The sequence below is a fragment of the Paenarthrobacter sp. NPDC056912 genome (assembly GCF_042786555.1).
Taxonomy (GTDB): Bacteria; Actinomycetota; Actinomycetes; order Actinomycetales; family Micrococcaceae; genus Arthrobacter.
In genome coordinates this window covers 40058-57418 of sequence record NZ_JBHUCD010000004.1, presented here as the reverse complement: position 1 = coordinate 57418, position 17361 = coordinate 40058, and the positions used below count along the sequence as shown (strand labels likewise).

General features: G+C 64.4%; 15 protein-coding genes. 5 read left to right on the top strand and 10 right to left on the bottom strand.

All coding sequences use genetic code 11. The annotated features are described in order from the left end of the window. Positions 1-14: 14 nt before the first annotated feature. Positions 15-1706, top strand: a complete 1692-nt coding sequence (locus tag ACFRJ9_RS05680; protein WP_377665746.1) for an ATP-binding protein — start codon at positions 15-17, stop codon at positions 1704-1706. Then, on the top strand, positions 1699-2358 hold the full coding sequence (locus tag ACFRJ9_RS05675; RefSeq protein ID WP_377665327.1) for a response regulator: 660 nt from the start codon (positions 1699-1701) through the stop codon (positions 2356-2358). Before ACFRJ9_RS05680 ends, ACFRJ9_RS05675 begins: the two co-directional genes overlap by 8 nt. 70 nt (positions 2359-2428) lie before the next feature. On the opposite strand, the gene ACFRJ9_RS05670 is transcribed toward ACFRJ9_RS05675, so the two are convergent. After that, positions 2429-2809, bottom strand: a complete 381-nt coding sequence (locus ACFRJ9_RS05670; RefSeq protein WP_377665325.1) for a RidA family protein — start codon at positions 2807-2809, stop codon at positions 2429-2431. Positions 2810-2866: 57 nt separating this feature from the next. Continuing rightward, complete coding sequence (locus ACFRJ9_RS05665) at positions 2867-3379, bottom strand: GNAT family N-acetyltransferase (RefSeq protein WP_377665323.1); 513 nt, start codon at positions 3377-3379, stop codon at positions 2867-2869. 248 nt (positions 3380-3627) lie between these two features. On the opposite strand from ACFRJ9_RS05665, the gene ACFRJ9_RS05660 reads away from it, so the two are divergent. The 3 genes from ACFRJ9_RS05660 to ACFRJ9_RS05650 are packed head-to-tail and all read left to right on the top strand — an operon-like array spanning position 3628 to position 6464. Beyond that, positions 3628-4029 (top strand): ATP-binding cassette domain-containing protein, encoded by a 402-nt coding sequence (locus ACFRJ9_RS05660; protein ID WP_377665321.1) that lies wholly within the window; start codon positions 3628-3630, stop codon positions 4027-4029. Between the two features lie 33 nt (positions 4030-4062). After that, entirely contained in the window at positions 4063-5430 is a 1368-nt protein-coding gene (locus tag ACFRJ9_RS05655; protein ID WP_377665319.1) for an LLM class flavin-dependent oxidoreductase, read from the top strand. Continuing rightward, the gene (locus ACFRJ9_RS05650; RefSeq protein ID WP_377665317.1) at positions 5430-6464 is read left to right on the top strand and encodes an aldo/keto reductase; all 1035 of its coding nucleotides are present in this window, start codon (positions 5430-5432) and stop codon (positions 6462-6464) included. The genes ACFRJ9_RS05655 and ACFRJ9_RS05650 overlap by 1 nt, the downstream gene beginning before the upstream one ends. A gap of 21 nt (positions 6465-6485) precedes the next feature. On the opposite strand, the gene ACFRJ9_RS05645 is transcribed toward ACFRJ9_RS05650, so the two are convergent. The 8 genes from ACFRJ9_RS05645 to ACFRJ9_RS05610 all read right to left on the bottom strand — a co-directional run bounded on the left by ACFRJ9_RS05645 (position 6486) and on the right by ACFRJ9_RS05610 (position 17353). Continuing rightward, a complete protein-coding gene (locus ACFRJ9_RS05645; RefSeq protein ID WP_377665315.1) occupies positions 6486-7694 on the bottom strand; it encodes an AAA family ATPase in 1209 nt (402 codons plus the stop codon). Further along, positions 7691-8515 carry an inositol monophosphatase family protein gene (locus tag ACFRJ9_RS05640; protein WP_377665313.1) on the bottom strand — a complete coding sequence of 275 codons (825 nt, stop codon included), beginning with the start codon at positions 8513-8515 and terminating at the stop codon, positions 7691-7693. Before ACFRJ9_RS05640 ends, ACFRJ9_RS05645 begins: the two co-directional genes overlap by 4 nt. Next, on the bottom strand, positions 8512-10800 hold the full coding sequence (gene ligA, locus ACFRJ9_RS05635) for an NAD-dependent DNA ligase LigA (protein WP_377665311.1): 2289 nt from the start codon (positions 10798-10800) through the stop codon (positions 8512-8514). Before ligA ends, ACFRJ9_RS05640 begins: the two co-directional genes overlap by 4 nt. A 57-nt stretch (positions 10801-10857) precedes the next feature. Then, entirely contained in the window at positions 10858-11235 is a 378-nt protein-coding gene (locus tag ACFRJ9_RS05630; RefSeq protein ID WP_377665309.1) for a hypothetical protein, read from the bottom strand. 1 nt (position 11236) lies between these two features. Beyond that, positions 11237-11425 (bottom strand): hypothetical protein, encoded by a 189-nt coding sequence (locus ACFRJ9_RS05625; RefSeq protein ID WP_377665307.1) that lies wholly within the window; start codon positions 11423-11425, stop codon positions 11237-11239. Positions 11426-11493: 68 nt separating this feature from the next. Continuing rightward, positions 11494-12099 carry a hypothetical protein gene (locus tag ACFRJ9_RS05620; RefSeq protein ID WP_377665305.1) on the bottom strand — a complete coding sequence of 202 codons (606 nt, stop codon included), beginning with the start codon at positions 12097-12099 and terminating at the stop codon, positions 11494-11496. Between the two features lie 98 nt (positions 12100-12197). Beyond that, positions 12198-16652: an FtsK/SpoIIIE domain-containing protein gene (locus tag ACFRJ9_RS05615; protein ID WP_377665303.1), complete on the bottom strand. Its 4455-nt coding sequence runs from the start codon at positions 16650-16652 to the stop codon at positions 12198-12200. Then, positions 16649-17353 (bottom strand): hypothetical protein, encoded by a 705-nt coding sequence (locus tag ACFRJ9_RS05610; RefSeq protein ID WP_377665301.1) that lies wholly within the window; start codon positions 17351-17353, stop codon positions 16649-16651. Before ACFRJ9_RS05610 ends, ACFRJ9_RS05615 begins: the two co-directional genes overlap by 4 nt. Between the last annotated feature and the right edge of the window lie 8 nt (positions 17354-17361).

The window sequence follows — 17361 nt, the reverse complement described above, 5'->3', positions numbered from 1 at the left end:
ACAGCCGGGTCAGTATGCGCTTCTCCACCCAGACACTCCTCCTCCAGTTGGGTGTGGTGCTGCTGGTGGTCCTCCTCAGCGGGGCGGTCCATGCCTGGCTGGTGTACGAAAGGATCGGCAACGAAGCCGAAAACCAAGCACTGACCCTGGCAAGGACGGTCGCGGCGGATCCTGACATCCGAACCGACGTCCAAGCCATCAGCAAGGAAGAGGGCACCCCTCCGCCGGATGTGCTGGCAGCCGGTCCCCTGCAGGCTGCAGCCGAAGCAGTGCGGGCACGGACCGGAGCCCTGTTCGTTGTCATCACGGACGAAACCGGACTGCGCCTGGCCCACCCCGAGAAAGCACGGCTGGGTGAGCGCGTCAGCACCGATCCCTCCGTTGCGTTGGGTGGCCAGGAAATCACGACCCGGAACACTGGCACGCTTGGCCCCTCGGCCGGAGCGAAAGTACCCGTGTACGCACCGGACGCCTCCGGCATCATTGTGGGTGAAGTCAGCGTCGGGTACTCGGTGGAGTCCCTCAGTACCAGCCTGGCCCGGGACATCCCGCCGATTGCCTTGACCGCCGGTGGTGCACTGTTAGCCGGTGTGTTGGCGTCATTCCTGCTCCGGCACAGGCTGCAACGACTCACCCTGGGCCTTGAACCGGAGGAGATCAGCACCTTGGTCCACGACCAAGTCGCCGTGCTTCAGGGCGTTGACGACGGCGTAATTGGAATCGCCGCAGACGGGCGCATCTCCGTGTTCAACGCGGCAGCCGCCAGGCTCCTGGACATTCCCGATGCCACAGGACAGGACTGGGCTTCTGCGGCCGTCCCTGCGCAACTCAAGCTGCTCACCCAACCTGCGGCCCGCGATGCCGAGGCCGTGGAGATCGTCGCCGGCGGCAAGGTGCTGGTGGCCAGCGCGCGCAAAGCCTGGCACCGCAAGGAAGACCTTGGCTGGGTGGTCATGCTCCGGGACCGCACGGAACTGCAGCAACTCACCCGCCAGCTCGACGCCGTAGGCACCATGTCAACGGCTTTGCGTGCCCAGCGCCACGAGTTCGCCAACCAGCTCCACACCATCGCCGGTTTCATGAGCATCGGCCAGCACGACCAAGCCAAGGAATACCTGGCCCGGCTTTCTGCCACGGGACCTTTGAAGTTCCCGGTGGAACAGGCCGAACTCCTCCAGGACACTTACTTGCAAGCCTTTGTTGGCGCGAAGGGCGTGGAGGCCTCGGAGCGCGGAGTGCAGCTGCGCATAGGTCCCGAGACGCTGGTCCGCGGCCATGTCTCCGATCCCCAGGACGTCACCACAGTGCTCGGCAACCTGATCGACAACGCCGTGAACGCCGCCGTCGCGGGTTCCGCTGCCGAGCGCTGGGTGGAGCTCGAACTGCTGGACGACACCGACGGCCGCAGCGGCACGCTGCATATCATCGTGGCCGACTCGGGCGACGGCTTGGGAAGCCTGGAACCCGAGGAGGTCTTCGCCGAGGGATTCACGACGTCGGCCCAAGCGGTACGCTCGGGGGCTGGACAAGGTTTGGGGCTGGCTTTGGTGCGGCAGCTCGCACGGCGACGCGGTGGAGATGTCCGGGTCCTCGAGTCCGGCACCGAGGGCGGCCCGGGCGCAGTGTTCATGGCAACGATCCCGGGGGTCATGGATTCTGCAGACTCAGGCACGGACTCGACGTTGAGAAAGGACAGCAGTGGCTGAGGATTTGAGGGTGCTGATCGTGGATGACGACTTCCACGTGGCAAGGCTGCACGCTGCCTATGTGGATTCCGTGGCCGGGTTCATGGCGTTGGCGCCGGTCGGATCGGTGGCGCAGGCGCTGCAGGCCATCCACAGCCTGCGGCCGGACTTGGTGCTGCTGGACGTTTATTTGCCGGACGGTTCAGGGCTGGACCTGCTGGGCCAGCTCGACGTGGACGCAGTGATGCTGACTGCGGCGTCGGACGCCCCCTCCATCAAGGTAGCCCTGCGCCGCGGCGCGCTGGGCTACATGCTCAAACCCTTCACCGCTGAAACCCTGTCCCAGCAGTTGAGGTCCTACGCCCGGTATCGCAGGATCCTCGGACAGCAGACGGCTGTGGACCAGACAACCATCGAACGCGCCAAGCGGTCGCTCATTCCCGGTGACGTCGCACCAAGCGCCAAACCGCGATCCGCCACGGAAGCGGCAGTCTTGGAATCGTTGCTTCCTGGCGAGCAGTACTCCGCCGCCGAGGTCGCGGAACGGGTGGGCGTTTCCCGGGCCACGGCGCAAAGGTACCTGTCCTCGCTCGCGGATGATGGCGCCGTCGAGATCCAACTGCGTTATGGAACCACGGGCCGCCCGGAACACCGCTACGGCATCCCGGGCTAACCCAACTAGCTGGCATTAGTGGTTGTTCTGAGCGCTCAGAACAACCACTAATGCGACTCAGTTGGGTGCGTTACGCGCTCTTCTGCGCTACGAGTTCAATCTCCACGAGCATTTCCGGGTCGAGGAACGGCAGAACGTGCACCAATGCCAGAGTGGGACGGATCTCGCCGAAGACCTCGCCGTGCGCACGGCCGGCGTCTTCCCACTTGCTGATGTCCGTCAGGTACAGCTTCGACTGCACCACGTCCTCGTAGGAGAACCCGGCTTCTTCCAAAACCGCGCCGAGCTTCTCAAGGATGTATTTGGTCTGCGAGAAGAAGTCATCGCCGACGATGCCGTCAGGGCCGCTGGCCGCCGTGGCAGAAATGAAGAGGGTGTTGTCCACCTGGACTGCGCGGGAGTAACCAAGGGTCTGTTCCCAGACCGAGCCCGAGCCGAATGTCTTGCGCATGCCGCGCCTTTCCTGTCGCTTCGCCCGGCCGGTTACCGGGGGTTTACGAAGGAAACTTTATTGCTGCTGGAGCTCCAGCCTGTAAACGAACAGCTTTATGTCGGTTCCCGGGACAAACCAGTCGCGTTCCGGAGCACGGTCGAAGCCGGTCCGGGCGTACAGCGCATTGGCGCTCTCCCAGGTGGCGCCGGTGGTCAGTGACACCGCCTGAATGCCTTCCATGGCCTGGGCCTGATCGACGACGGCCTGCACCAAGGCGCGGCCGGCACCGGAGCGCTGGACTTTCGGATCCACCACGAGGGTGCGCAATTCGAGTTCGTCTTCAAGGCCGATATCCGAGAAACCGCCCCCGGCCGGCGCGGCGGTGACCGATCCGATGACCTCGCCGTTGCGCTCTGCCACCAGGATCTCGGCGTGTTCCGCGCGACCGGCCACGTCCTGGAGCTTCTGCAGGTACGGGTGGTCGGCGTCGCCGTAGTACCCCGCGGTGACGTAGGAATTCTGCGTAATGCGGGCAACGGCGTCGTAGTCTTCGGGCAGGGCGGGACGGACGGTAATCGGCGAAAGCACCTACCAATGGTAGTCGGCAAGCGGGCGGCCAACGCGCCAAACGGGCCTTTCCGTGATGGAACTATCAGTCATGAACGGAAGGCACGACGGCGGATGGCTCCGTCAGCTTGTCCGTTTCCGAGCCGCGGGGCGGCCTTTTGTGTTGCCTCCCGTGGCGCCCAATTGAGTCAGGTTGCGCGCCGTGAACCCTGGTTTCCTGCTGTTGCGGCTACGTGTCGATGTGGTGGCGCGGGCCGTCGCGGCCATGTTTGAGTTGCCACACGGCGAACAACAACCGATGCGAACACCCCGGAAATACCGAACAGGAGGAACGATGCCCCAGGCCCTCTCCGGCGCGATGCTGGCTCACTCCTGTTGTCCAGCCTGCCCTCGCCGGGCTGGATCGCGATGTCCGCGGCCGCCGCGCTCTCGCCGAGGTGGGACTCGCCGGCCGTGAAAAGGCGTGGCCGCACGAGCTGTCCGGCGGGGAGCAGCAGCGAGTCGCTTTGGCGAGGCCCTTGGTGCGTGAGCCCCGGCTTCTCCGGGCCGACCGGGTCATCATCCTCCAGGACGGTCGTGGCGCCTTGGAGCGCAAGGCCGGATCCGCCGTCGACCATTCAACGCTGAGGGGCGAACTGCTCGCTGCCCTTGGCGTCCACGCTGCCGCCTGACCCTAGTCCTCTTTAGAAACCCAGGAGAATCCCATGACCGAACCACAGCGCCACCTCCACCTCAACGCCTTCCTCATGAGCACAGGCCATCACGAAGCTTCGTGGCGGCTGCCGGAAAGCGACCCCCTGTCCTCCACGAAGATAGAGCACTATCAGCACCTCGCCCGCACAGCAGAACGTGGAAAGCTCGACTCCATCTTCTTCGCGGACTCCCCCGTCCTGTTCGGAGAGGTGGGCCGCCGCCCTGCCGGCAAGCTGGAACCCACAGTGCTGTTGACCGCCATCGCGGCGGCCACGCAGAAAATCGGCCTGATCGCCACCGCCTCCACCACCTACAACGATCCCTTCAACCTGGCACGCCGCTTCGCGTCGGTGGACTGGGTCAGCGGCGGCCGCGCCGGCTGGAACGTGGTCACGACGGCGGGACCGGACGCCGCGCGGAACTTCGGCGTTGATGACCAACCGGCCCACGCAGTCCGCTACGAACGGGCCGCGGAGTTCATCGAAGTGGCCCAGAAGCTTTGGGACAGCTGGGAAGACGACGCCGTACTGGCCGACAAGGCAGAGGGCGTGTGGGGCGATGACAGCAAGATCCGCACAATCGAGCACCAGGGCAAGCACTTCCGTGTCCGCGGCCCGCTCAACGTTCCGCGGTCCCCGCAGGGCCACCCGTTGATCGTGCAGGCAGGCTCCTCTGAAGACGGCAAGAAGCTGGCCGCGCAGTACGCAGAAGCCGTGTTCACCGCGCACCAGACCCTGGCCGACGCGCAAGCGTTCTACGCTGACCTGAAGGCACGCACCGCAGCAGTAGGCCGCGACCCCGAGGGCATCAAGATCCTGCCGGGCATCGTCCCGGTCATCGGCTCCACCGAAGCCGAGGCCCTGAAGCTTGAGCGTGAACTCGACGAGCTGATCAAGCCGGAGTACGCCCGGGAGCAGCTGGCCAAGACCCTCCGGTTGAAGCCCGAGGACCTCCCCCTGGACCGTCAGTTGCCTGCTGACCTGCCTTCCGAAGATGACATTGAAGGAGCCAAGAGCCGCTACACGCTGATCGTGGAACTGGCCCGCCGTGAGCAGCTCACCGTCCGACAACTGATCGGCCGACTGGGCGGCGGGCGCGGCCACCGTACCTTCTCCGGAACACCCGAGCAGGTTGCGGACGCCATCCAGGACTGGTTCTTTGCCGGCGCGGCAGACGGCTTCAACATCATGCCGCCGGTCCTCCCGTCGGGACTGGAGACCTTCGTGGACCATGTGGTGCCGATCCTCCAGCAGCGAGGCCTGTTCCGCACCGAATACACTGCCTCCACGCTGCGCGGACACTATGGGCTCGCGCGCCCGAAGAACCGCTTCGCCGGTTTAGCCGCGCAGCAACTCACGTCCATCGGTTCGGCCTTCTGATGACCGAATACCGCAACCTCGGACGCACCGGGGTCAAGGTCAGCCAGCTGACGCTGGGAACCATGATGTTCGGCGCTATCGGCAACCCGGACCATGACGACAGCATCCGTATCATCCACAGGGCATTGGACGCCGGCATCAACCTGGTGGACACGGCCGATGTGTACTCCCAAGGCGAATCCGAGGAGATTGTGGGAAAGGCCCTGCAAGGACGGCGTGACCAGGTTGTCCTGGCCACCAAAGTCCATGGGCGCCTCGGCGACGACGTGAACCAGGCCGGCAATTCGCGCCGCTGGATCATCCGCGAAGTCGAGGACAGCCTGCGTCGACTCCAAACGGACTGGATCGACCTCTACCAAGTGCACCGGCCCGAGCCCGATACGGACATCGACGAGACGCTCGGCGCCCTCAGTGACCTCGTCACCCAGGGCAAGATCCGGTACATCGGAACGTCAACGTTCCTGCCGGGCCAGATCGTCGAGGCCCAGTACGTGGCTCGCGAACGCCGCCGTGAACGGCCGGTCGCAGAGCAACCGCCGTACTCGATCCTGGCCCGCGGCGCCGAGCGGGAAGTACTGCCTCTGGCGCAGCAGCACGGACTCGGAATACTGCCCTGGAGTCCGCTCGCCGGCGGTTGGCTGTCCGGCCGGATCAAGGCCGACGGCGGTCATCTTGCGTCGAGCCGTGCGGGGCGCCAACCAGCCCGGCACGATCCGAATCTGCCCGAGAACGCGCTCAAAACTAAGGCCGTCCTAGAGTTGACGGAGCTGGCCGATCAGGCAGGGTTGTCACTGATCCACCTCGCTTTGGCGTTCGTCCTGGAACACCCGGCCGTGACCTCGGCGATCATCGGGCCGCGCACCATCGAACACCTCGAAGCAGCCCTCGGGGCGGACAAGCTCACTCTCTCCCCCGATGTCCTGGACCGGATCGACGAAATTGTGCCGCCGGGAACCACGCTGAACACGGCCGATGCGGGGTACGAGCCCGTATGGCTGACTGAGCCGGCCCGGCGTCGTCGCTCCTTGCGGTAAGTACCTCCGTGGAGGGCGCGATCAGCGCTTGGGCCAGCTCCACAGCGGACCTTCGAGAGATCCCAGCCCTTTGATCCTTGTTTCGCCAAGGTCCTTGTAGAGCTCGTGCTCATGCGCGGCTCCGCTTTCGCGCAGGGCCTTGAGCAATGCCTCGGAATGGGTCACCACGATCATCTGGCTGCTGGCACTGGCTTGGACAATCAGTCCGGCCAGCGCCGGCATCAGGTCGACATGGAGGCTCGTTTCGGGTTCGTTGAGGACCATCAGTTCCGGCGGCCTCGGTGTCAGTAACGCAGCTGTCAGCAGCAGGAACCGCAAGGTTCCGTCCGAGAGTTCTGCTGCCTTCATGGGCCGGAGCATCCCCGGCTGCCTCAACTCAACGCTGAAACGGCCTTCACTGACGGCGATCTCCAGGCGGCTTCCCGGAAAGGCATGATCGACGGCGGCATCCAACTGCCGCTCGAAGCCCACCTCGCGCAGCGTCTGGAGTGCTGCGGCGAGGTCCTTGCCGCTGTGGTGCAGCACGGGGGTCCGTGTACCTAGCTGCGCTTGCCGGGCCGGAGCCTCGGCATCTGTCCGGAAGTGATCGTAAAACCGCCAGGAACGCACAGCGTCCCGGACCCGGAGCACCTCTGGGGCACGGTCCTGATCCGACACTTCGGTCAGCATGCTCTGAAAGGTGTCCAGCCGCCGGGAGAGCTCAGTCCATTCGCCCTCCGGCCCTCGCAGCTTGGCGAGGCTTCCCTTCCGATCCACCAACAACGAACCCGGCCTTGCGACCGGTCCCGAGAAAATTTGCTCCCTTTTGATCTCCGGGTCAAGACTGAACGCCGAGGGGCGCGGCCTGCCCGTTTCCTCGTCGAAACCCGAACCGCTGGGCACCGGCATGCCCAGGTCCACCAGGTACCCGAAGTCGTCACCGGAGTAGCCGAGCTTCAGGTTCACGGACTCCCGCCGAACCGTCCCTTGGACAGGTACTTCGCCTCGGCGCATGGCTTCACTGATGGCCTCCGGACCCGCCCACAGCGTGGACGCCAAGCCACCGTCCCTGGCCAAGGAACCCACCACGTTCCCGGAGTCACCGCCTGCGCACTCGGCAAGAAGCCGCAATGCCCTGTAGAGCGAGGACTTGCCGCTGCCGTTGGCTCCGGTCACGATGTCCAAGCCGTGCAGCTCAATCGCGAGGTCCCGAATGGAACGGTAGTTGGCGATGGCGAGGGTCTTGATCACAACGGGAATTTGCCCGATAACTCCAGGGCGCCCGCGCACATCCAAGCCGCCAGGCGGTCATCCGTGGAGGGTCCGCCGTCGAGCGGGCTTTCCAAACGGGGGCGGCGCACCCAACATCCGGCCTCTTCCGCGATCAAAGCGCCCGCGGAGAAATCGTGCTCGTTCAGGCCACGCTCTCCGTAGGCGTCAAAGGTGCCGTCCGCCACGAGGCAAAGATCCAGGGCCGCAGATCCGAGGCGGCGCACGTCCGCAAAGCCGTCCATCAGCTCGGCGAGCCCTGCAGCCTGGTCCGCGCGAGTGGCGGGATCGTAGCTGAAGCCGGTAGCCAGGATGAGCCCGGTCCGCCCGGGAACGGGACCGGCCAGTTGGGTTCTGTGGCCTGCAGTTTCCAGCCACGCACCGTGGCCGCGAGCCGCTGAATAGACACGGCCCAAGGCTGGTGCGTGGACAACCCCCGCCTGCCACACGCCGTCGGAATCTGCCACGGCAACAGACGTGGCGTAGTAGACGATGTTCCGAATGAAATTGGTGGTCCCATCCAGGGGATCGATGGACCAGCGGTATCCGGACGATTGCTCCGGGCGCGTGGTGCCGTGCTCCTCCCCCGTGATGGCGTCATTCGGCCGTTCGGCAATGATCGCTTCGCGGACCGCATTCTCTGCCGCGACGTCGAAAGCTGTGACCCAGTCTCCGGCTTCGCCCTTGTTGGTGGTCCCCAGGCCATCGCCGCCCGTGCCGCTAAAAGACCGCTCCGCGAGGACGGCCGCACCTGCCGCGGCGGCTCGCTTGGCCACGGCGAGCAACTCCAGTGGGTCCGTCATTCTGCGTCTGCTTCCGCTACTGCCTCTTCCGGCGCTGCTTCGTTTTCCGTGTCCGATGCGGCCGGTCCGTTGGCCAGGAGCTCGCGGAACCCGTCTTCATCCAGGACAGGAACCCCGAGTTGCTCGGCCTTGTCCAGTTTGGTGCCGGCAGCTTCCCCCGCCACCAGGTAACTGGTGTTCTTGGATACTGATCCGGAGGCCTTGCCACCACGGATGATGATGGCTTCCTTGGCTTCGTCGCGGCTGTAGTTGGGCAGTGTGCCCGTGACCACGATGGTCAGGCCCTCAAGGGTCCTCGGCATGGAGGTGTCACGTTCGTCCTCCATCCGGACCCCTGCATCAGCCCAACTGTTCACGATCTCGTTGTGCCAGTCCACGGCAAACCATTCCTGGAGGGCCACCGCAATGGTGGGTCCAACGCCATCAACGTGTGCCATTTGCTCTTCGGTGGCGTTGCGGATGGCATCCATGCTGCCGAACGCGGTGGCCAGGGCGCGTGATGCCGTGGGGCCCACATGCCTAATGGAAAGGGCAACCAGCACTCGCCATAGGGGTTGTTTCTTGGCTTTCTCCAGCTCGACGAAGAGCTTTTCAGTGGTGGCGGTGGGCTTGGACGGTGACTTGGCTGTTCCCTTGGTGTAGAAGTACGGGACGAGCTCGTACTGCCCAGTGCCTACGCCTTTCGAGCGTTTTTCCCTGCGGATCAGGACGTCCGCAAGATCTTCCCGCTTCAGGCTGAACAATCCGGCCTCGCTGGTCAGCGGTGGAGTTTCAGGCTCCGCAGGCTGGGTCAGTGCAACCGCTGCTTCCCAGCCCAGTGCTTCGATATCGAACGCACCCCTGCTGGCAACGTGGAACACCCGCTCACGCAGTTGCGAGGGGCACGACTTCGCATTGGGGCAACGGATATCCACGTCGCTTTCCTTTGCCGGTGCCAGCGGGGTTCCACAGGACGGGCACTCGGTGGGCATCACGAATTCGCGCACTGGTGGATCCTGTTTGTCCCGCAGGGCCAGCACCGGTCCGACGATCTCTGGAATAACATCCCCGGCTTTGCGGAGAATCACGATGTCGCCGATCATCACGCCCTTGGCCTTGACGACGTCCTGGTTGTGCAGCGTGGCCATGCCCACCGTGGAGCCGGCAACCTTCACCGGTTCCATCAAGCCGAACGGTGTCACGCGCCCTGTGCGGCCGACGTTGACGGCGATGTCCAGGAGCTTGGTGTGGACTTCTTCCGGTGGGTACTTATAGGCAGCAGCCCATCTGGGGACCCGGGAGGTGTAGCCGAGGGCTCGCTGCGTTGCGAAGTCGTCAATCTTGACCACAATGCCGTCGATTTCGTGCAGGAGGTCGTGCCGGTGCTCGCCGTAGTGGGCAATGAATTCCAGAACGCCCTGGAACGAGTCAAGCACCTTGAGGTAGGGGCTGACGGGCAGGCCCCAATCTGCCAGCAGCTTGTAGGTTTCCGACTGGCTCCTGGCATCCAAACCCTCACGGGCTCCGATGCCATGGACGAACATGCTCAGCGGACGCTTGGCAGTTTCGGCCGGGTCCTTTTGCCGCAGTGAACCGGCCGCAGCGTTGCGGGGGTTGGCCAGCGGAGCTTTGCCGGCGGCTACGAGTGTCTCGTTGAACTCAAGGAAGGCCTTGGACGGGATGAACACCTCACCACGGATTTCCACTTCCGATGGGTAGCCTGAACCGCTGAGCTCCCGCGGGATCTCCTTGATGGTGAGCACATTGTGAGTGATGTCCTCACCGGTAGTGCCGTCTCCGCGAGTGGCAGCCCGGACCAGTTTCCCGTCCCTGTAGAGCAGGTTCACGGCAAGGCCGTCGATCTTCAACTCGGTCAGCCACGCGATCGGCGGGACAGAATCGCCGAGCTTCGCCACAGAGGCTTCGGCCTTGCGTACCCATGCCTCGAGTTCGTCCAGCGAAAAGACGTCGTCAAGGCTGTACATGCGCTGCAGGTGCTCCACAGCGGCAAAAGCCGAGGAGACTTCCCCGCCGACTTCCTGCGTCGGGGAATCGTTGGACACGAGTTCCGGGTGGAGGGCTTCGAGCTCCTCCAAGCGGCGGTAGAGTTCATCGAACTCCGCGTCCGACACCGTGGGCGAGTCTTCCTGGTAATAGGCATACCGGTACTTGCGGACAAGGTCGGCCACATGCTCGTACTCGTCCCGCAAGGACTCCGAGGGCGGAGTTCCTTCAGCCTCCACGCCGGCGGCCGCCGTGTCTTCAACCGTGGTTTCTACCGGATTCGCAATTTCTGGTGTGCTCACACGTCTATCTTGCCGCAAGCCACCGACAATAAAGTCCTGCAGCGCGATGCGAGGCGGCTATGCGCCTTTCAAAATCTGGCTGGCCCGTTGAAAGGAAACATGCATGACGGTGCCTATATCCCGGACGGACATCCCGGAGGCCCGCATTGCGTGCGCCGCATCGCGGTTCAATGCCGTCGCCTGCCGCTGAGCCTCAGCAGCAGCATTAGCCATGTCCCTCGCTTGCTTGAGCGCTTCTTGCGTCGATGTATCCACCACTGGAACAACCTTGATGGAAAACGACGTCCCCGGCTGTCCGGTCAGAGCCGATGCCGCGTCCCGCACCATGGCCTCAACTTGGTCCAATCTCTTGACCTGCGTATAGAGTCCTTCAATTTCCGGTACTTCCACAGCCCACCAACTACCTGAGCGTTCGGCCCGCGCGTTGAGTTCCATGTCATTCTCCGATTTGCTTGATGATCTTCTTAGCAGTGATCTCGTTGATCTCGCTGTGGCGCGGTATGGCAACCTGCCTGTTGCCCACCCGGGCGACCGTATGACTGCCGGCCTCTCGATATTCGATTGGTTCGCCACGCCGCTTGGCTATGCCCTCGAGCATTCTGAGTAGATCTTTGCGCTTCACCATCAGGCTATTCTAGGTGGCCTAGACAATTCAAGTCGAGGATCCCTAGACAACCTGTGGATAAGAGACAGTCAGTGCGAAGACAGGCGGTTCTTGCTCCACAGCGCAAACGCCAACCCGCCAAGGCCAACCACGAACACCCCGCCCAGAATGCCGAACAGGCCAAACATGTTGGGTCCGGACCCCGAATCGGATGCCAAGACGGCAGCTTGGGTCTTCTGGCCCTTGTCCACCGGAGTGTCCCAGTTGGAGGACTTGGAAGGGCTGGGGCTTGCCGAGCCGGGGCTCGCCGAAGGAGTCGCCGACGGCGTTGCGGACACGGTGGCGCTCTCCGGAATCGCCGTGGGTTCAGACGAGGTCGACGCCGGACCGGTCACCCGGGGCGCCACGGTGACGAACTGGGTCACAGCAGGCTGTGGCTGGGACTGCACCGGTGGTTCCGGAACGGCCGGGGCAGGTGCTTGCTGGGTTTCACGGACCCTGGTGGGTTCCGGCTTGGACGTCGGTTTCTTGTCGTCTTCCGGAGCCAGGCCCGGCTGCGTAGCCGTGGGATCGGTGGGAGCTTCGACGGGAGCGCACGAGGCTTTCTCCCCACAAGGGGCAGCCTGACCCGCGGCAGCAGGAGCAAGCAGCAGGACAGCTGCCAACAAAACAGCGGGGACAACGGAGTGTCGCATGGAGGTAACCTCGGCCGGGGCGTTGGGGCGCCGTGGGTAATCGGGGATTTCGGGCGTTTCCGGAAATCCTCCTACATACCCATGGGCTGCCGCAAATCCTAGCTGCGGTTCTCCGGCGGCATGGCGATCTGCAGCTTACGCACCTTCCCCCGCCCAACAATGTATCCGCGGCCAGGGATGAAGTCCTTGCTGATGCGGCCCAATGAGGTGTTGAGGAGGCTGTCGCCTTCCACGTCTCCGGGGTTGAGCAGTAGTCCGCGGCGACCGGATTTGAACGGCTGGGCCAAGGACCACGCCTGCGACCACGTGGACGTTTCGGACTCGCCAACCACCCACTGATCGGCTTTGATGGCCGCTGTCACCAAGCGACCCACCCCCGATTCGGCCAAGGTGTCGGTGAACTCGGTCAGTCCTTCAATGAAAATTGCCATCGTTCCCGGGTTGTCGGCGGCTTTGTCGATGAGGTCGTCAATAACATCCGACACCTCGTCCGGCCCCACCAGCGACCTGCTCCAGATATTCAACGATGCCACGGCCGAACGCCGGGACCCGATGTAGATCAGGTCTGTTCGCGGGTTGGAGCGACGCAAGGCATAGGCCAGTGTGACCAGCGCAACCGAGCGGCCGGCACCCGGCGGTCCGGCAAGCAGCAGTGAGCCCTTGGCCGCAATTGCAGCCGAACCCAACGTCTCGTCGTCGACACCGATGACGGGGTTGTCCGGAGCGCCGGTCGGCAGGATGTCCAGGTCCACCAGTTCAGGAAGGCGCTGGATCTGCGGTGCCTGCTCCAGGCCCTGCCGCAGCATGGCCTGGCTGAGCTTGGCTACTTCCCGTGCCTGAAGTGCCAGGTTCGAGTTGCCTCCGAGCACGGCGAGTTGGACTTCGAGCCCGTCCAAAAGTCCACGCCCGGGAGGGGAAGCCGCGTTGAGGACGTCTTTGGGGACATCCAGGGTCATGTAGTCGTCTTCGGAGCTGAGACGCAGGACCAAGCGCTTCTGGATGGAGGCAAGAAGCGACGCCGGAACGGAGTTTGTGCGGTCACCGCTCACCACCAGGTGGATACCCAGGGGACGTCCGTCAGTGGCCAACGTCAGGAAGATGTCCCACAACGCCGACAGGTTGCTGTACTCGTACCCTTCGCGGAACGACGACATGCCGTCCACCAGGATGAAGATGCGCTTCTCGTCCGGCCGGTTGGCCAGTTGCCGGTATTCGACGATGGTGGATGCCCGGACCTCGGCGAACCGCGCGGCCCTGTCATCTGAGACTTCCTTGAGCCATCGCAGCAGCCGGCCCACGCGCTCTACGTCGTCACCGTTGATGATTTCGCCAACGTGCGGAAGTCCGTCAAGCATTTTCAGCCCGGAAGAGCCACAGTCGATCCCGTACACATGCACGGGACCACCGCGCGGCGTGACGGCCGCGGCTATTGCGATTCCGCGCAACGCCGCGGACTTACCGGATCCACCGGTGCCGTACACGGCCATGTTCCCGTCCCTGTCAGGCTCGTAGAACACGGTGGGCTGGTCTTGGTGGGCGGGGTCATCGGCCACTCCCAGCAGCAAGCGCTCGTCGGTGCGGGGATTGGGGAGTTTGGAGAAATCGTACGTGGTGGCGAGCTCGTTGAGCCAAGGCTTCCGGGGAGGCTCAATGGACAACACGTCGGCAGCCCGGATGATGTTGCCGGTCATCCTGGCAATGTCGTTCGGTCCGGCGGGCTCCTCCTCCACCTGCGCCACCAGCGGCGGTTCCCAGGTTGGACCGGACCCGAAAGCCATCTCCACAATGTCGATCCGTGGCCGCTGCGGTTTCTCAGTGGTCCAGCCTCCTGCGTAACCGGTCTGGAAACCCTGGATGCGTCCCGGTCCGGTCTTCGCAGCACCCCGCCCTGGAATGGACGGATCAAAGTAGGCGGCGGTAGGAACACCCAGGATGTCCACAGCGTCCACTTCGTCGGCCATGCGCAATGCGACGCGAAGGTTGGTGTTGGCGCGCAGGTTGTCCTTGATGACGCCGGCGGGACGTTGGGTAGCGAGGATCAGGTGCAAGCCCAGGGAACGCCCGCGGGCAGCAACATCCACCACACCGTCAACGAACTCGGGAACCTCGGTGGCCAAGGCGGCGAATTCGTCCACGATGATGATGAGGTACGGCGGGGCTTCTGGATCCGCTTCTCGCTGCAGCGCGAGCAGGTCCTTGGCTTTCTTCCGGTTCAGGAGCCGTTCACGGTAGTGGAGTTCCGCACGCAGGGACGTCAGTGCCCGGCGCACCAAGTGCGGAGACAAGTCAGTCACCAAGCCAACGGTGTGGGGCAGGTGCAGGCAGTCGGCAAAGGCCGCGCCGCCCTTGTAGTCCACGAACAGGAAGCTGACCCGGTCCGGACTGTAGGCGGCAGCCATGCCCATCACCCAGGACTGCAGGAACTCGGACTTACCGGCACCTGTGGTTCCGCCCACCAAGGCGTGCGGCCCTTCGTTCTTGAGGTCCAGGTAGAACGGCTCAACGCCCTTGGAGCCCACCAGGGCGCGGAGGCTTCCGTTGTCCTTGCGGTTGGGGACAGCGGTGGCGTGGACTGAGTTGTTCTCCTGCCAACGCTCCGCAACGGCCTGCGGGTTGTCCATGAGGTCTTTGCCAATCAGGGTGGCGTACGAGACGGCGCGCGGGAGGTCGGAGTCGTCGTCGAGCGGGTTGCCGACGTCCACCAGCGGCGACATCATGCGTGCCAGTTGGGTCGCCAAATCAGCGTCGAGGCTTTCGCAGCTCACCGGGTACGTGTGGCGGCCCAGGCGGACCTGGCCGGTGGTGGTCCCGTGTTCGCCGTCCACGGAGAGGAAATCGCGGCACGCTGCCGGAAGGGACTGCACGTTGGCTGCCACCCACATGATGTGCACGCCGTAGTCGGGGCCGCGCTCCACCAAGCGGGTGAGGCGTCCACGGTCCACGGGAGCATCGTCCTCAACAATCACCAGGACAGCGGGCACAACGGGACCAGGAGTTTCCTGGTGCTCGTCCTTCAGCGCGGGGCGCGGCTGCGGACCAGGTTCCTTGGCCAGGGACTCCCGCTCTTCCACCAGGTTTTCGAGGCGGGACAACAGGGAGGCACCGGCTCCCGGTCCGGCAGCGAGGTGGTCGCCGGACAACGGGCTGTGGCCGGAACCGACATGCGGGAGCCATTGCAACCAGTCCCATCGTTCGCGGGAACGGCCGGACGTGAGGGCAGTCACAACAAACTCGGCCGGCGAGTGGAGACCCACCAGCTGGAGCACCATGCCACGGGCGACGTCGTCCACCACGTTGCGGTCCCCCGCCACGCCGAATGATCCCGAGGTCCGCAGCTGCGACACGATCGGAACACCTTCGATGACCCGGACCTGCTGGAGGCAGTCCTGGATTTCCTTCATGTACCGTGGCTCGGTTTCATTGGCACCGGGTTCCTCGAACTGGATACGCGACGGCGCGGACCCCAGCCCGAAGCGGACGCCCAGGAAGTGCTGGTGCTCTGGCCGGTTGGTCCACAGCAGCGGGCCGAGCTTGTAAATGGCATCCACGGTATCGCTCACCGAGGGTGCTTCCTGGATCCTGACGGCGCGTTCGATGTTCTGCTGCCGGTCAATGTCCTCGCGGAACGCCAGCATGGAAGCCTGGAAATGCTTGTGACCTTCCTTGGCCTGCCGCTTGCCCTGCATCTTGTGGTCCACATAGTGGCCCACAATGAACAACGGCATCATGGCCATGAAAAGGACCGAGAGCAAGTTCTGGGTGACGGCGAAGAGCACGCCGCCCATGAGCAGGGGCGCGATCAGCATGATGTACGGGAACGGCTGATGTTCCGGACGCTTGGGACCGGCCGGAGGCACGCGCTTGGGAGACTCGAACCTGGGCAGCACCCGCGGGGACCGGTTGAAGTCCACCAGCGGGGACGACGGACCGCCGCTGTGGTTGCGGGACAGCGAGACCACGCCCACCGTGGTTTCCCCCAGCGTGACCGTGTCCGAGGATTCAAGCGTCGCCCGAGTGACCGGCAGCCCGTCCATGAGCAGGCCGTTGGCGGAGTTCGTGTCAACGATTTCCACGGTTTCGCCCACGGTGACGCGCGCATGGCGCTTGGACGTCAGGGGGTCCGAAAGGCGGATGTCCGCGTCCCTGTCCCGGCCGATGTAGCTGGTGCCGAAAGGCAGCGAAAATTCGCGTCCGACGTCGGGCCCTGACATGACGCGCAACGTCGCCGCGGCCGGTCCCCTGTTGGAACCGGCGGCGTGGCCGTTGGACGCGAACTGATCGCTCACCTGCGCCAGTGACACCTTGGAACCTGGCCGCAGCCCGGACTCCAGCAGGTTGTCCGCGGGCCGGAGCACGTGGCCGGACAACCCGCCGCCAACGAACGCTTCGTCCACGCTGATGGACAGGTTCGACGGCGGTTCGGTCCCCTTGCGTGCGGGGTCCGCGGCCCATAGTTCGGTGGCAATGTCGGCCACGGTGGCGCGACCATCCACCGTCACGGCGAGGTCTTTTGCTTCCGCAGGGTCGCGCCGCAGGGTCAGGCGGAACTTCATCCTTCGTCGACTCCAGTCATGGTTTCAAGGAGGTACAGGTCAGCCGCGGTCACCAGGTGTGACGTCACGGCATGCTCCACGAGGCGCGCACGCCGGTTGGTGGCAAGTTTTCCGGCGCCGCCGCGAAGGCCCACAACGCCCACGCGGTCGAGTTTGTCGCACACGTTGTCCAGTTTGCGGTTGAAGCGGGTCAGCGCCCAGCCCAGCCGCTTGGCCGCTTCGGCCGACGAAGGGATGGCGCTGAATCCGGTGCCGTCGCGGCGCAGCATGGGCTCGGCCAAGGCAACGATGAGCGCCTTCTGGGAGTCCGTAAAGACCACGGGGCCGATGGTGGTGTCCCCCGCTTGGTCTTCGTCGCGGGCCTCGTGCCGGAACGACGGTGTCTTCAAGTGCACGGCGAACTCATACGTGGTGGGCCCGGCCGTGAAGATGACATTGGTGTGGCTGAAGACCAGCGGGATCCGGGCTCCGGGTGCCAACCAGGCCTGCATGCCGCCGGAGCCGTCCGCGATGGTGGCCGAGAGCATGCTGCCTACGTTGCTGAGCCACCACATGCCGTCGTAGCGGGCAATCTGCAGGAAACGGCGGTGCAGGTAGGGGTTGTCGTCTACTTCCAGATCCCCTTCCCGGCCGATGTCAAAAACGTCCTCGTCGGATGGTTCGTACCATTCGCCACAGAAATCTATTGCTAGATCCCCCATGATCTGTG